The 15,397-nt window shown below is 45.4% G+C and carries 12 protein-coding genes; all 12 read right to left on the bottom strand.

Annotated elements, in window-relative coordinates; translation table 11 throughout:
- Positions 1-21: 21 nt before the first annotated feature.
- Complete coding sequence (locus JWG88_RS00545) at positions 22-1,293, bottom strand: lipopolysaccharide biosynthesis protein (protein WP_306793026.1); 1,272 nt, start codon at positions 1,291-1,293, stop codon at positions 22-24.
- A 179-nt stretch (positions 1,294-1,472) separates the two neighbouring features.
- Positions 1,473-2,369, bottom strand: a complete 897-nt coding sequence (locus JWG88_RS00540; RefSeq protein ID WP_205231731.1) for a glycosyltransferase family 2 protein — start codon at positions 2,367-2,369, stop codon at positions 1,473-1,475.
- Positions 2,370-2,386: 17 nt separating this feature from the next.
- A complete protein-coding gene (locus JWG88_RS00535; RefSeq protein ID WP_205231730.1) occupies positions 2,387-3,517 on the bottom strand; it encodes a glycosyltransferase family 4 protein in 1,131 nt (376 codons plus the stop codon).
- A 178-nt stretch (positions 3,518-3,695) separates the two neighbouring features.
- Entirely contained in the window at positions 3,696-4,436 is a 741-nt protein-coding gene (locus JWG88_RS00530; RefSeq protein WP_205231729.1) for an acyltransferase, read from the bottom strand.
- Between the two features lie 176 nt (positions 4,437-4,612).
- A complete protein-coding gene (locus JWG88_RS00525; RefSeq protein ID WP_205231728.1) occupies positions 4,613-5,596 on the bottom strand; it encodes an NAD-dependent epimerase/dehydratase family protein in 984 nt (327 codons plus the stop codon).
- 22 nt (positions 5,597-5,618) lie between these two features.
- Complete coding sequence (asnB, locus tag JWG88_RS00520) at positions 5,619-7,481, bottom strand: asparagine synthase (glutamine-hydrolyzing) (protein WP_205231727.1); 1,863 nt, start codon at positions 7,479-7,481, stop codon at positions 5,619-5,621.
- The gene (locus tag JWG88_RS00515; RefSeq protein ID WP_205231726.1) at positions 7,459-8,628 is read right to left on the bottom strand and encodes a glycosyltransferase family 4 protein; all 1,170 of its coding nucleotides are present in this window, start codon (positions 8,626-8,628) and stop codon (positions 7,459-7,461) included. Before JWG88_RS00515 ends, asnB begins: the two co-directional genes overlap by 23 nt.
- Positions 8,625-9,353: a class I SAM-dependent methyltransferase gene (locus tag JWG88_RS00510; RefSeq protein ID WP_205231725.1), complete on the bottom strand. Its 729-nt coding sequence runs from the start codon at positions 9,351-9,353 to the stop codon at positions 8,625-8,627. The genes JWG88_RS00515 and JWG88_RS00510 overlap by 4 nt, the downstream gene beginning before the upstream one ends.
- Positions 9,350-11,008, bottom strand: a complete 1,659-nt coding sequence (locus JWG88_RS00505) for a glycerol-3-phosphate dehydrogenase/oxidase (RefSeq protein WP_205231724.1) — start codon at positions 11,006-11,008, stop codon at positions 9,350-9,352. Before JWG88_RS00505 ends, JWG88_RS00510 begins: the two co-directional genes overlap by 4 nt.
- 67 nt (positions 11,009-11,075) lie before the next feature.
- Positions 11,076-11,798, bottom strand: coding sequence for a glycosyltransferase (locus JWG88_RS00500; RefSeq protein ID WP_205231723.1), 723 nt, complete (start codon positions 11,796-11,798; stop codon positions 11,076-11,078).
- The gene (locus JWG88_RS00495) at positions 11,771-12,505 is read right to left on the bottom strand and encodes a class I SAM-dependent methyltransferase (protein WP_205231722.1); all 735 of its coding nucleotides are present in this window, start codon (positions 12,503-12,505) and stop codon (positions 11,771-11,773) included. The genes JWG88_RS00500 and JWG88_RS00495 overlap by 28 nt, the downstream gene beginning before the upstream one ends.
- Complete coding sequence (locus JWG88_RS00490; RefSeq protein WP_205231721.1) at positions 12,486-15,233, bottom strand: glycosyltransferase family protein; 2,748 nt, start codon at positions 15,231-15,233, stop codon at positions 12,486-12,488. The genes JWG88_RS00495 and JWG88_RS00490 overlap by 20 nt, the downstream gene beginning before the upstream one ends.
- Positions 15,234-15,397 lie beyond the last annotated feature (164 nt).

Below are 15,397 nucleotides of genomic sequence, written 5' to 3'. Positions count from 1 at the left end.
ATTCTGCAGTAAATGTCAGTTTTATATAAGTTTGCGCTTAAAGACGAAAAAATAAAATAAAGTGTCTTTGCATGCAATAAAGAGCAGCTGAGAAATCAGGGTTGCATAGATTATTCCAACAACCCCGAAAGGCTCTACAAATATGAAATCCAATAGGATATTGACCACTCCGAAAAACAATAAACAGACTGTCGAAATTTTGGCGTTCCCCGAGGGAGTAATATAACCAATACTGAGAAAGGTGGAAAAATATCTTATTGGTACGATGATGATGATGATGTTCATTAAATAAACAAGCGTATCCATATCGTAGCCGCCGAAAACATACTTGAACAGGTATGGGAACAGGAGGAAACAGCTGATGGCAACCGCACTACCCACAACCAAAAGCAACAGCACGTCTCTGCGGATGTTCTTTTGTAAGGAATCATATTTTTTCAGGGTAAAGTTGCGGGTGACATTAGGTGCAACTACGGTTGCCAGTATCTGAGCCGGCATTATGACCAGGAGGAACATCCTGTTGATAATTTCATAATATCCAATCTCTTCGATGAGATTGTAGTGTCCGAGAATCAATATATCGGCTCTGGTATATAAAAACAGTCCGATATCAGCCAAACCGATGACTATCGAATAGCCAACCACTTTCCTGACAATGGGAATATTGAGTTTTGCACGAAATGGGATTTTTTTTCTTCTTGAATGAAGGGCCAGAAGGATGACTAACAGGAGATAATAGACATTCTGGGAAATAAATGCTCCATGAAGTCCAAATTCTGAGATAAGCACGTAGAATAAAGGCAGAGATATGCCCGCGGATATCAAATAAACCAGAGAAACACTTCTGAACTGCTTCAGACCGCGAAAAAATCCATCCAATAAGGATGTCAGCGGAACCAGGAACAATAAGGGGATGCAGTAAAGTATATACCTGTACTGATAAAATACATCCCAGAAAAAAAACAGCGGTAAGGCAATCAGTCCTGACAGGACAATAATGAGCATTGCCGAATTGAAAAGGAGCAATTTCAGTTTTTCAGAATCTGATGCCGAATATTCAGCCGTGAATTTCGATGTAGCAATCGAAATTCCGAAATCACTGAAAATAATTAGAAGAAAGATCGTCGAAAAAACATAATTGTAGATGCCGAAATCATAGGGACTGAGTTGTCTGGCGCAGACCAGGAAAATGAAAAAGGTTGTTCCCTGTTTTCCCAGAATCTGCACAACCCTCCAGAGGAAATTATATATCGTTTCCTTGTGGTGGATGAAACCATGTATGAGGGATACCATCTATATTTTTAGTACCTTACAGATCATTTCCTTGTTTTTTTTTGCAAAAATAATCCGTCTAAGGGTTCTTAGCCAGCTCGGCTGGGTTAGCTGGGTGAGTCAGGGGAATAACCAGCACGACTGTGCAGTTGCGCTGCTATTGTGGCCACGCTGTCGCGGTGCAACTTATTCTCACTTCTTTATCTGAGAAATCCCTTTATCATTCCGATAATAGACCCGATATTACCTCTTCTCAATTCCCGAATTATCGTTTTAACAGCAAGAAACGGCAAGAGCAAACAAAATGAACATCTTTGCAGATTGGTAGAATGCCGCCTGAGAAAACGCTTGAAGTTGAGCGTCTTGACTTTGGTATATTCTCCGGAATATCCGGAAAAACCTGTCTTGCTTCCCTTATGATGAACTATCGAATCAGGAACAAAAAGAAAAGGAACACCGGGAACGCTCGCCCGCATGACCATATCGAGATCTTCATAACCATAGGGATCAAAAGAGACATCGAATTTTTCTGCCCTCAGCAGGGCTTCACGATGCATCAAAACAGTGGTAGGCACACATCGCGGAAACTTCTCGTCATCGTATTGGCCATTGTCTTTTTCCCCGTGGCCGCGCGTTTGAGTTGATCCAAGATAAAAATTCACCTTAGCACCGCCTGCACAATCCAAAATATTGTCCTGCCCCATAAGGTAGAGTTTGGGAGAAGCTATCTGTATTCCCAGATCGTTATGTTCTATTAATCCATCGACAAGCTTATCTAAAAACGAGGGATTGACGACAATATCATTATCCATGAACATAACAAACTCGAAGCCGAGAGTGCCAAGGGCATAATCGATCCCCACGTTACGGCCGGCTGCAGCTCCTAAATTGGCTTGGTTTCGAAGGCAATGTATCTGGGGATAGATTTTTTTGACAGCTTCAACTGTGCCGTCCGTCGATCCATTGTCGACAAGAACAATATGTCTATTTGGATAGTTGCATCCGGCGAGACTCTCCAGGCACTGCAGGGTTATCTCTTTCTGGTTGCAGGTGAGGATTATCAGGACAACGGAAGGTCTGTCAGGGCTTACCATCATGAACCATTCACCTTCAGCTAACTTATTATCAGTCTGTCAAAAATTTTGAGAGTTTCTTCAGCGCACTTTCGCCAACTGAAGATTTTTGACCGTTCAAATCCCTTTTGGATCATGCTCTCCTTGAGCTTCTCATCCGACTGAACTTTCACTATCGCCGCGGCTATCGCATCGGTATCTGTAGGATCAACTGTTATCGATACATTCTCGGTCAATTCCTTGAGCCCGGTGCCGTCCGAAGTCACAATCGGGCATCCACAGGCCATAGCTTCCGTTGTTGGAATCGGAAAGGCTTCAATTATTGTGGGATAGAGATATAACTGGGCCAGTGAATAGAAGGCCGGAAGATCTTCCTGATCAACCAGACCCGTAAAAACAATATGGTCACTTACCCCCATGGCCTTGAGATCATATTCTTCTGCATAGAGGTGACAGTCTCTACCGACAACAACGAATTTTTCTTCCCCGCCCAGCTGACGATATTTGGCATATCCTTCAGCCATGCCCTTGAAATTTTTGCGGGTGTTGCGTGCGCCATGATCATACCGGATAACCGTGAGCAGGAAACGCTCAGGCAGATCATACTTCTTCCGTATTTTCTTCAGCTTTTCAGGGTCGGTCACCGGCTTAAAAATTTTGTTCGGCCCGAAATAAATAGTTTGTATCTTATCTTTACACCATGGAAATGCATTAACAAAACCATCCGTTGAGTAATCGGAAACCGAGGTAATAAAGTCTGCTTTTTTAAAATAAAGAGGCATTACCCGCTTTATGTAAAAATTGTCTATTGCTGTATATACCTGATCGTAGGGCGGGATAAACCAGTCTGCTCCGTGGACAGCCATAACCGTTTTGGCCGATGTAAAAAGAGGAACCGTGAATTTTGGGTTGAAGACAAGATCAATTTTTTCTTTTTTTACAGCGCGCGGAATAATAAACTGATCCCAGACCGCCTTATTTCCGCCTTTGAGCAATATTTCCCTGCAGTTGTCGTAATGTTGATATAAGCCCAGGTGCTTATCTGTCTTATAGAAGAGAACATATTGATTTTCCGTGTCTATCTCGAGTAATTCCCTGACTATATTTCTCGCATACACACTGATGCCACCAACTTCGTCGGCCGATCGCATCATGATACCAATTCGACTCATTCTATCCTCAACAATATTTTTAAGATGATCTGGTAAAAAGGTTACCACGATGTCAGATGGCTGGATACCAGGTTTGATAAACAAGGCGCGGTGTTTCAGGCAGTCAGGCATTCCCGAAGAGGGAGTTTATGCCCTTACGGGTGCTAATCACGACACCATCAACTCAAGCAGGGCTTGCTTAATCAGCGCTATTTCTATACGCATGAACCTTACCGGGGATCCCTTTGCAAATCGAAAAAGGTTCTACCGATTTTGTCATAACTGCGGAAGCCGCGACAATTGAACCATGTCCCAGCGTGACGCCTCCCAATACGGAAGCATTGCCGCCAAGCCAGACATTATTCTGGATATGTACCCCACCGTCATCCTGAATTCCTTGCAGGCGGATAGGTATTTCCAGGTCTTCGGTATGATAATTCCCTCCCCCAATCACGAATGCCCTTTGACCAATAATGACGTCTTCACCAATAATGACAGGACAGTTGCTGGTCGACTGGATTATTGTCTGGGCATTTATTCCGGTATTTGTTCCGACTTCAATTGTGCCGTTTTTACAGGACAGCATGACATTGTTGGAAAGCATGACATTATCACCCAGTGCTATAACTATTTCCTCTTCCGGATTCCTGGCATCGAAAATACAACCATCGCTGATGACTACCCTGTTGCCGATGGCAATCCTTCCAGGATGACGCAGGACCACATTTGCACCGAACAGGACTCCCTTACCGCAGGAACTGAAGAGGCGCGGCCAGAATATTTTGCGTAGCATCATACCGGCGGCCCCCGGAATCCAGCTCAGCAACAGGCAGAATTCAAAATAGAGGAAGTAAAAAATAGACCGTTTGCCTACTATCACATCAAGATACTGGCTGAATACAGATCCATTCCCGGTTATTGCCTCATGGGTTTTTTTCATTTTTTTACCTGATTACTCCTAACCCTCAGCTCAAGGCCGGGGCCAGAAAGTACTGAGTTTCAGGGGTAATCAGATTTTTTTGATTACCGATCAAGCTCAGTCAACGATGTTTGGATGTTCGGTAAGGTTTGACCCGGTCTCAGCTCGATTTTTGAAACGCGTATACCGGCCATTCATTACAGATAGCCTTCAGACTTATACCATTCTCCAGTGCGCCTTAAGCCTTCATCAAGGTCAATCTTTGGCTGGTAGCCCAGCTCCTTCCTGGCTTTGTCGATTTTAAAAGCACGGTTCTGCCTGTACCAGTCTACCCGCCGGGGAAAAATAATCGGTGCTATTTTAAATGGTCTGCATAGTTTTTCGCATATATGACCGGCAATAACCACCGGCATCACCGGGAAATGGGGAATTCTGACATCCACCCGCAGAGCCTTGGCCGTTTTTAAAACAAGATCCTTGATTTCAACATAATGCTCATCAGCGATAAGATAGGCTTGTCCATCGCCTTTGCCATCCTGCATGGACAGCATGCAGGCGTCGATCAGATTATCGATGTAGAGGGGGTGATAATACGTTTTGCCACTGCCGAACATGGGAAACATCCCCCTGCTCACCCTCTTGAATATCATCTGAAATCGTTCCGGGTCACCCGGACCATAGATAGCAGCCGGTCTGAGAATAACCGTCTTCATGCCCTTCCGGAAGAACTCCTGCACCACAGGTTCAGCTTCATATTTGGTTTGCTGATAATAGTCCGCCGGCTGTATGGGGGCATCTTCTCCACCTGGTGGATTGTCTATATTGCCATGAACCCCACAGGTACTCATATAGATAAATTTTTTTACCTTACAGGCATAGGCCTCTTCCAGAACGATACGCGTGCCCCCGACATTGACCTCCCGGTAATAACTATCGGGAACATTCATTTCCCGAAATGCTGCAGCCAGGTGATGAACAATATCGACTCCCTGCATTACTTTTCTGACGATCTCCCTGTCTGTAACCGTGCCGATCACCACTTCAGCGCCCCACTCTCGCAGCTCTTCGGTTTTCAGTCCTTCCTGATAGTCCAGAGCTATCACATCATGATTTTCATCCAGCAATCGCCGCACCAAGGCTTTTCCAGTAAATCCTGTTCCACCTGTTACTAAAACTCTCATTTATATCCCCATCCTGCTGCTGTTATCTGAAAAATCTATTATGCCAGATTGACACATTCATCAAAGCCCAGAGGACATGATTATGATTCTGCTTCATGGCACAATGTTCATCTATTAAAATATTGACGTATTCCATATTGGTGTATTGCCGGAGCAGCGGTGAATCATTCAACAGATTCACCATATATTCTTTAAGATCACCCCGGAGCAGGTGTTTTACCGGCAAACTATATCCCTGCTTGCCCCGGTTAACGATCTTCTGTGGCAAAAGCTCCTTAAGAGCCGCCCGGAATATATGCTTGGTGGTCAGGCCCTTGAGTTTCCAGTTGCCCGGCAGTCCGGCAAGAAATTCAACAAGAACATGGTCGAGTAATGGCACCCGAACTTCAAGAGAACTTGCCATACTCATCTTGTCGACCTTCATCAATACGCTGTCGGTCATCATATAGCGCATATCCAGGTATATTTGCCGGTTTACCGGATCAGTGTCGCCGCAGCGTTCAGCATATTCGCGCACCAGCCTGAAGGGATCAGCAACAACATCACCAAAAAATTTCTGATTGAACAGATTGCCGACCAGTTTTTCACTGGTGAAATACTGCCAGCGCAGGTGATTGCCCTCTGCAGGAAGATTGGCACCTTCGACAAAACGCTTGAGCATATTGACGGCGCCTTTTTTCTGGGCCTGGTCGGGCAACATGCCGACAAGCCTTCCTATCACACCTCGTCGAACAGGACCCGGCACTATATTGAAAAGCGAAGCAATCCTGGCAGCCTTGAATCTGTCATACCCGGCATAACTCTCATCGGCGCCTTCACCGCTGAGGCAGACAGTTGCATGCCGGCGCGCCTGTCTGCATAAAAGATACAGGGGCACGGTGGAGAGATCGGTCATCGGCTCGTCAAGATGATATAGCGTCTTCTCGACATATTCGGGACGGATATCATCCAGCATCAGCACCTGGTGGTCAGTATCACAATATTTGGCGACAATGGCTGCATAATCAAGCTCGCTGAAGCTGCGATCCTCATAGCCGATTGTAAAGGTTTTCAAGGGACCGGAAATATACTTGCGCATCATCGCAACAATGGCGCTGGAATCAAGTCCTCCCGAGAGAAAAACACCCAGCGGCACATCACTCATCAAGTGACTCCGTACAGCATCGCCTAAGAGTTCCTTTTGGGTTTCGACTGCTTCTTCAAAAGATATTGTGCTTTTGCCGCCCATCTTCAGGTCCCAGTATCGGGTAATCCTGCAGGAATCCCCAGTCAATTCAAGATAGTGACCCGAAGGCAGCTTAAAGATGTCCTGGAACATCGTCTGGGGAGCAGGCACGAATTCAAAGCCGAGATAATCATACAGTGCCTGGAGATTTACCTGCCGGTCTACCTCTTTTGCTTCGAGGATCGCTTTGATCTCGGAAGCAAAGATAAACTTTCCTGCCTTATGATAATAATAGAGGGGTTTTATCCCTATTCTGTCACGGGCGATAAAGAGCTTTTTCCGAGCTATATCATATATGGCAAAAGCAAACATTCCCCTGAAATGTTGCAGGCATTCTACCCCAAATTCCTCATAACTATGTAGAATTACCTCGGAATCAGATTTACCTTTAAAGACATGTCCCTTGCCGATGAGCTTATCGCGTAACTCCAGATAATTATATATTTCACCATTGAAAACGAGGCAGAGGGAATTATCCTCATTGAACATCGGCTGCCTGCCCTGATCGCTCAAATCAATAATGGACAAACGCCTGTGTCCCAGAGAACAATGGCTGTCACAGAAAACACCTTCCTGATCCGGGCCACGATGGGCAATGGTGCCGGACATTCTGCTGACCAGCTGCTCATCGTTCCAGTTAAATCCGCAAATTCCACACATTTGAAAGTTCTGAATAAAACCTGGTTAATTTGAATTGAAAGGCTGAGCGACTATACTCGTTTTCCACCTTTTCAACGGCAGATGCTGCTAATCCTGCGCTCTTTCTCTTGTCGGCAAGTCCCTGCATAAAAGATTCCGCCATACTCACTCCATCAGGTTCCGCCAACAGCGCTGTGGAATCGTCCAGGACCTGGGTATGGCTTGTTATTCGTGTGGCCACGATGGGAATGCCTGAGGCCATATACGAGTATATCTTCATAGGCGTATTTTCTCCATCAACACGCGGAGAAACAAGCAGATCCGCTTGCCGCAAATACATACCGAGCCTATCCAGAGGCCGTGAGCCAATAAAGAATACTTGTGAAAGAATTGCAAGCTCTTCCGCTTTTTTGATATATTTTTCTATACCCGGCCGGCTTCCGCCTATGATGACCAGACAGCAGTCCGCTCTTTTCTTCGATAAAATCCGAAAGGCCTCGAGAAGCAGATCTATGCCCTGATACTTCTCGAGATTACCCACGTAAAGCAGTATGTCGCCCGACGAACCGACAACATCACGAAGCGATTCATATTCACATTCCGCCTCGGAAACAAGACTCACATCTTCAAGACGCAGCAGGGGTATGCGGGAATCTATGCCTCTTACCTTTTCCTCCAGGACCTTACATACGGCAACCGCTCCATTGCTGTAGCGTACCGCCGCATTTTCACAGAAAGAGAAAAATCCCCGCATAGGCCGGATAAACGAAAATTTTTCTATAATCTGATCGCTAAGCCAGGAATCAATGTCATAGATGTAGGGAATCCTGAAAAATAATTTGAGAATCATTGCAATAAATACCGATTCTTCCACTGCATGAATCATGTCATAACGCGATCTGCAACAAAGCCGCACTGCTCCAGTCAACATGAAGAAATCACAGATGACTTTTTTGAAGGAAAATCCCGGTCCGATATTGCTGATTCCAGGTACGGCCAAGGTCCTGTGAATGGTGATATCGCTGAGATCGACATCTTCTCCCTCATGGAAGACCAAGAGTTCAACCTCATGACCTGCACCCTGCAAATCTTCAATGAGCATACGCACGGCAATGGGGGTGCCCCGGTTTTGGAAAAAAGGCTGAGGAGCCAATACTAATATTTTCATTGGCTTTTTACTTTTTCCAGGTGAACGATTATGGGAGAACCAAGAATTGAAGTAAGCCCGGCAGCTGCAAAAATCTTTTCAGAAATCCTTGAGAATCCAACGGATCCGAGTTTTCGATGGAGAACCATTGGTAGAAAGAATTCCGGATACAGACCTATCGGGCGGCATTGATATCTTTTGAATTCTTCGCATATCTGCGCTCGGGAAAACAGCTCAAAAGGTCTGGTGTTTCCTTCCATGATTTTTTTTACTTTGAATAATGCGGCATTCAATATATTGGCGCTGCGAATATCCGGATAGTCGATAATTACGCCCTGCCTGGCAACACGTGACAGTTCTTTGAGTAACTCCCGCCATCTTTGAGTGTGCGGCACCAGGCGAAAAGCCAGAACGACATCAAAGGCATTATCAGGATAAGGAAGAGCCAGGGAATTGCAGGTAAGAAATGAGTATTTTTCCGTACTCAATTGCTTTTTCAGCTGATTTTCGCAGCTGTCATCGCTCCCGGTTACAGTGACGTCGTACCCCGTCTTGATTAAAGGAACGGCCAGCTGTCCATGCCCTCCCCCCACATCCAACAACGCAGGGTTATCATACATTTCCAGTAGCGAAACAACCTTTTTTAACTGCATTTCGAGAAAGAACTCTCCGACCTTTCCGGAGAATCTGGTTGCATAATCATCCGATGCAGTTTCGATGTCAGCAGTTTCAGGAAAATTACTCATGACCGCTTCCCTAAAGCCGGAGCAGAATTCCGCCAGTCGAAAGCATTCTCAACTTCTTTGATTTCTCGAGAGATTTTTTCTTCTTTCCAATCAAGATGTAGCGCCATTCGTTCGGCAATTAAAGTAAGTATTTTAGTCGAAGGGCATTCTGCCGAAGCCACAGGTGAGCGGCGGAAAACAATATCGCTGAGCGTCCGGGCCATCTCCTCCTTTATAAAATATTTTACCTCTCCGCCATAGAGCGGCGTGTCAGCACAGAGCAAATCGTTATCGGCAGCTATATATTTTCCGACCTTTCCGCTCAAACTGCCATAACGGTCCTGAAGCAACCTGCCATGAGCGTGGCTGTTCTCAGCCTTATTTTCTTCTGCCCCGGAAGGATTTAAGGAAAACTGGATTTTTTTCGGCAGCGGAAATCCCAGATAGGCTGCAACTTTTTTAGCGGTAGAAAAAGCAACCAGCGGAGCAGTTGTGTATTTGACACTTTTTATGGTAAAAATGCCTTGAATAGGATTTACAACCTTCTTAGTCAAATCTGCAACTTCCGTCTCCTTAACCAGTTGAACCTCATCCTTTCTTGAGGCATGCGAATATGCCGGAACCAGTCCGGCATGGACATTACCGACCTCGTCCAGTGTAAGTGCCGCTCCTGGAAAGATATCATTTACTTCCCTCAGGATGTCTTCGATATCACCCCGATCAGCCTTCACCGCTGAAGTATTTTTATCAAAACTATAGGTAGTGCCGATCATGGTATAACCGCGCCAGGGAACAAAAAAGAAAAACCGACCATTCTTTTTAATAACGGCGTCTTTATCAGTAAAATCAGCTTCACCGGTTAAACCGATGGCCGTATCGTCGAGGAGCTTCCTTTTCACAACGACATTGACAGCTTTAGCCCATTTTTTCTGCATATCTCTTTTGTTTTGATGCCTTCCCAACAGCCTGTCATTGTTCGATCCTGCTGATATTATCAGTGCTTCTGCCTTTATCAGCAGGTCGTTGCCGCTTACTGAATCATATGCCCTGACTCCAACAGCCTTACCGGCTTCTACCAGTATTTCTTTGAGTTCGAGATAATTGGCAACTGTAGCACCGAGCTGAACCGCCTGCTGCACAAATGCAAGCGTCAATCTTTCTGAGTTGAGCGCAATGGCGTCGTGCCATATCGCCCCTCCTGTTTTTCCGGTCCAGTCGATCAAGGGAAACTGCTTCCGGCATTCCTCGAGTGAAAGTATTTCACCTGCTGGTATTCTACATTCCTGCCGAACTCCCCGGTTCCGGTCAAATGATATAACATCATTGAGCAAAAGGGCCAGCCGCATTAACATTTTACTTCGCAGCCCCCAACCCGAGTTCGGTATAGCACAACGAAGAGCCCGTATATTCTCCGGAGATAGCTGCGACATCAAACGCCTGGAAACAATCGACTCCCGCATCCGCTTGATATTAAGATGCTGTAAGTAGCGGAAACCTCCATGAATGATCTTCAAACTGTTGGCAGAGGTGGCGCCGCCGAAATCGGCTTTTTCGATGAGAGCGGCTTTCATTCCCTGTTCCGCACACTGCCGGACAGCAGCGGCGCCATGTATGCCGCCGCCGACTATCAGTACATCAAAACTCTGTTCGCCCAGTTTTACAATATCTCTTTTCATCAATAACTTATCTTCAGTTACAGGAAATGCACCTTAAAAAACAAGCAGCAAAGCATGTATTCTTAATTCAGCTTCCATATATTTTTTTTAAATGGACAAGGTCTCGAACTACCTCAAAGATTACAGTAGGAAACCTGATTTTCGAGCCTGGCTTTTCCTGCCAGACATGGAGTGGGTATTCTATGATTTCATGGTGCATCAAGCGTAATAGCAATTCCACATCAAATATCCAGTTTGAGTTAAACGGCTCAGAGAATCCGGGTTCGAGCATCTCTTTTTTAAAGATTTTAGCACCGCACTGGGTATCGTAGTAGCTAATGGAAAAAAGAAAAGATACCAATGTACAAAACACACGCCCCAGATAATGTCTGACCAGAGACCTGCTGATATTGCTGCCCATTCTTTTGACCCTGCTGCCTACGACACCATCTGCGTCAGCACCAAAACACTCAGAAAATTTATAGAAATTTTCTAGTTCAGCAAGAGGAATGGAGAGATCGGAATCCCAAAAGCCAAACCAGGTAATTTCCTTGTCCAAACCGGATTTCTTTATATAAAGAGCTCCCTGCCGTATGGCCTCGCTTTTACCTTTATTCTTCTCAAGGCTGACTACGTGCCAGTTCCTGCCGACATGAGGACAGAGCACCTCTGCGGTGTTATCCGTTGAGCCATCATTGACAAAAACAAAGATCAGATCATCTGAGCAATGCCGTAAAAACTCTTTAATATCAAGACGAAATTCTTCATTATAGCAGGGAATGACTAAACAGATTTTTTGACGATTGCGCATAGAGACAAACCCGGCAGAGATATTTTCAAAGTTCTGTGCAAAAACCTGTTCAGGAAAAAATCCAGGTTGAGCAGAAAAACCAATGAGCGAGTGACATAGTCCGACCTGGAATATTTCCAGTTGCTGACGGAATTGCTGTATTCTCTTCTAATTCCGCATCGTGACAGCAGTTTTCCTGCTCCCTTGAGCAAAAGAAGGGAAGTATAGAAATAAAAGATCTTTTCCACAACAAAATCATTGCCTACAAGAACCTTGGTGAGCCTTTTTTTATCATACCTCCTGAAGTGTTTGAGGAAAACATCATGATCGCCAAACAGGCATTGATACGCCGGCACCGTGATTATCATCCTGCCCTCCTTTTGCAAAAGTGAGCTTACATTGCACAAGAAGGCATCTTCATTCTCCACATGCTCAAGGACATCCAGAAGAAAAGCCAGATCAATGGAACCGGCTGGAATCTCAGCTGTAGAGGAGACTTTGGTTATCCGGGGAGAAACAGTATCATTATCAGTATAATGAATATCGCAGGCATATAAACTCTTACCGCTAAACTCTGTGACTTGCCTGGCGAAATAAAGGTCTCCCGAGCCTATATCGGCCATCGAGTCGGAAATGAACTGCCCTGTAAGCTTAAGGATAGAGTCTGCTCTTGAGATTTCCCAGGGATGCCGGTGAACACTTGCATTTTCAATTTCTGTTAAATCCATGGTATTCCTCAATCGGGTATTCGCTCTTTGTATGTCTTCTTATGAATAAAAACACGGGCAGCAAAAGGCTAAGCAGGCCGATAGCAAGGAAGACCCGGGCTATGGGCAGCCACTTTGGCTTGTAGGTAAAGATAATATGGTATTCTCTCTCTTCCGGCAGTATCAGCGACCTGAAAGTTATGTTTGCAGGTTTAATTGCCAGCGATACCTCATTGACAGTATCAAAAGCATTCCAGCCGTCATATACATTGTCATTGAGCACCAGGATTGCAGGCCCCCGAACTTTGCCTAACTCAAGATTATCCCCGCCATCTTCCACAATGGGTACGCGCGAAACCCTGGCACTATAATTTCGGCAGAATACCTGCTCTTCTTCTGAAAGATCCTCCAGATAAACGTGTCCAAGCTGAAAGGTAGTTGTACTTTTAAATTCCTCGACAACATCCTTGAGACTTGGATAATATTGACATCGTGAGGCAATATAGGCTCGCGGCAAAGCGGTTCTGTCAAGGTAAATGTAGTACTGATCCAATAGTCCGAGAAATTCCTTGTTGTTTTCATCCAGGCCGAAGATAAACCTATTGGATGATACTTCTTCTTTTTTACGGAACTGAATTCGATTCCCAGTAATCTTTTCGTAATATTGACGCTTAAGATGATCTGCAAAACGTATATGTACGGCATAACTTCCTTCTGCCAATAAAGAGGCGGATACATAGCTGTCCCATCCGGCCATGGTGAATTTTTCATCCTGGAGGTGCTGTGCTACATCATGACGTACAGCCTTTCTGGCCGGGATGGCGATTTCCTCGTCTTGTCCCTTGAGGATGATATAGACAGCAGTCGAGTCCAGACTCTTTTGCCCTGCACCTATGGCCCAGCCTCTAAAGTAGAGATAGTCACGGGAACCGGCGATAATATTCGTCATTGCATTTTGGGGAAGATCCTGGTTATTGAATTTCATCTCATCAAGATGAATAGTGCCGCCTTCCTTTTTTTCCCAGGAGGACCAGTCGGGAAATTCTGCTTCTCCCCCGCCATAATATCTATCGAGAGATCTTAAATTAGTGGAGGTCAGTCCCCATGCAAAACGGTTTTTGGGGGCATCAATTGATAAATGTCCGGCCCGAACGGTCTTGAAGAAATTGGTCCGGAATATCTGCGTGCGCCTGGGCAGCAAGGGCGTTGCCCCCGTATCAATAGTGGCCAGACCATGAGAAACATAGGTGCCGTTGCGATCGATAATCCTTGACTCGACTAGGGGTATATCGCGTTTCTTCAGTTCATCGAGAATATGATCGATTTCCTGGTTATCTCTGTCTTTCAACGCATGAAAATCGGAGGGTAAAACAAGGGCATTCTCAAAAATGACCAGCCCCAGCAACAGAAATGGAAGAAGAATGCTGATGAATCTGCTTTTGCGCAAATACAGGCATAAAAAAATCCCTCCGAGCGCTGCCGCGAAAACTACCAGCACCCTGAACAGAATACGCTGTCTCTCAATGACTACGAGTTCCCACAAATTTTGTTCGGTTGCCAGAGGAGCAGCAAACCAGACAAGAGGAATAACAGCCAGAAAAGCAAGGGAAAGCAAATGTTTCCAGGTAGTGGAAATAGCCGATCCCCTCTTTCCACAAATCCCGACAACCTCCTGAAATCCCCTGGCGGAAAAAAATGAAAAAAACCAGAGAAAGATAGAGAAAAAATAGACATAAAAATATGATTCCCGCAAAACAGGAGGGCTGGCCACCATTTTATTAAACCAGCCAGGCCCTATGGCAAACATCTTCAGGATTATAAAAAGGCCGCATAACAGGGCTCCAACCTCTCCAGCCCCAATTCTTCTGATATTTTTTATAGTTGAGGCAATTCCTGCTAGGAAAAAAGCGACGGGGATCAGCCCGAGATAGGTTCGGCTGTCACCGTAAAGATGTGGTCCCGATTCAAGAAATCGTGTTAGATTTTCAGCAAAAAACGGCATGATATCGGCTGCGGCATATTGTCTCAGGCCGACATATCTGTGTGACTCAGAAGCGGCCAGGAGCTCTATTATGGAAAATATCTGGAATGAAGAAAGTGCAAATCCGGCAATATGAGCGAGCAGCAGATCCTGAAAAAAAGGCTTAAGCTTCACCTCTTTTCTCCATACCCTGCTCACCAGCAAAGGAGTGAAGACCAGGATCACCAGAATGGCGCACATCATTGAAGCTTCCGGGAACCCGCAGGTTACCATCATAAAGACCGCCAGCACCAGACCGGCAAAAACCCTAACTCTTTTCAGGGTATACCATGAAGGCTGCTCCAGGGTCCGGCAGAGAAAATAGAGGTACCATACACCCGCCAACAAGCCATTTTGCCAAGGATTGTTCATCCACCTCATCACGTATAGTGCATAGACAAAGGTGACAATAAAATATATAGACGGAAGTTTTTGAAAACCCAAAAACCGTCGAGCAAGAAGATAGGTCCCCAGCCCCAGCAGCACCAATCTGGCGGCGACAAAGACATTCCAGAAGATATTTTCATCCAGCCAGCTGAACAGCACAGTCAGAGGGAACAAGGGGGCGGCCTGAATATCGTTGGCCAGAACGGGCATTCCCATGGTACGCAACGAAGACCACAATATATTGGCATTGTTGTACAACTCATATTGAAAAACCCTGAACGAGGGCATGAAATTGGCCCAGCTTACTGATGGATCGCTGATCTCCCAGCTATTAGCATGCATAGGACTGGTCTCAAAAAAAACAAAACCCGGGTAGAAAAGACATAGCAGGAAAAAAGATCCCATAAACCCAATGATGATGTCCCTTCGCCCATGCCTATATGTGCTTTGGCCATTTGAAAAAGTGTTCATAAGAAACTTTAACTTAGATGTTAGACCGTGTTCGG

The sequence above is a fragment of the Desulfopila inferna genome, from assembly GCF_016919005.1.
GTDB classification, from domain to species: Bacteria; Desulfobacterota; Desulfobulbia; order Desulfobulbales; family Desulfocapsaceae; genus Desulfopila_A; species Desulfopila_A inferna.
The sequence above is the reverse complement of the archived record's forward strand: the minus strand, read 5'-3'. Positions and strand labels throughout refer to the sequence as shown.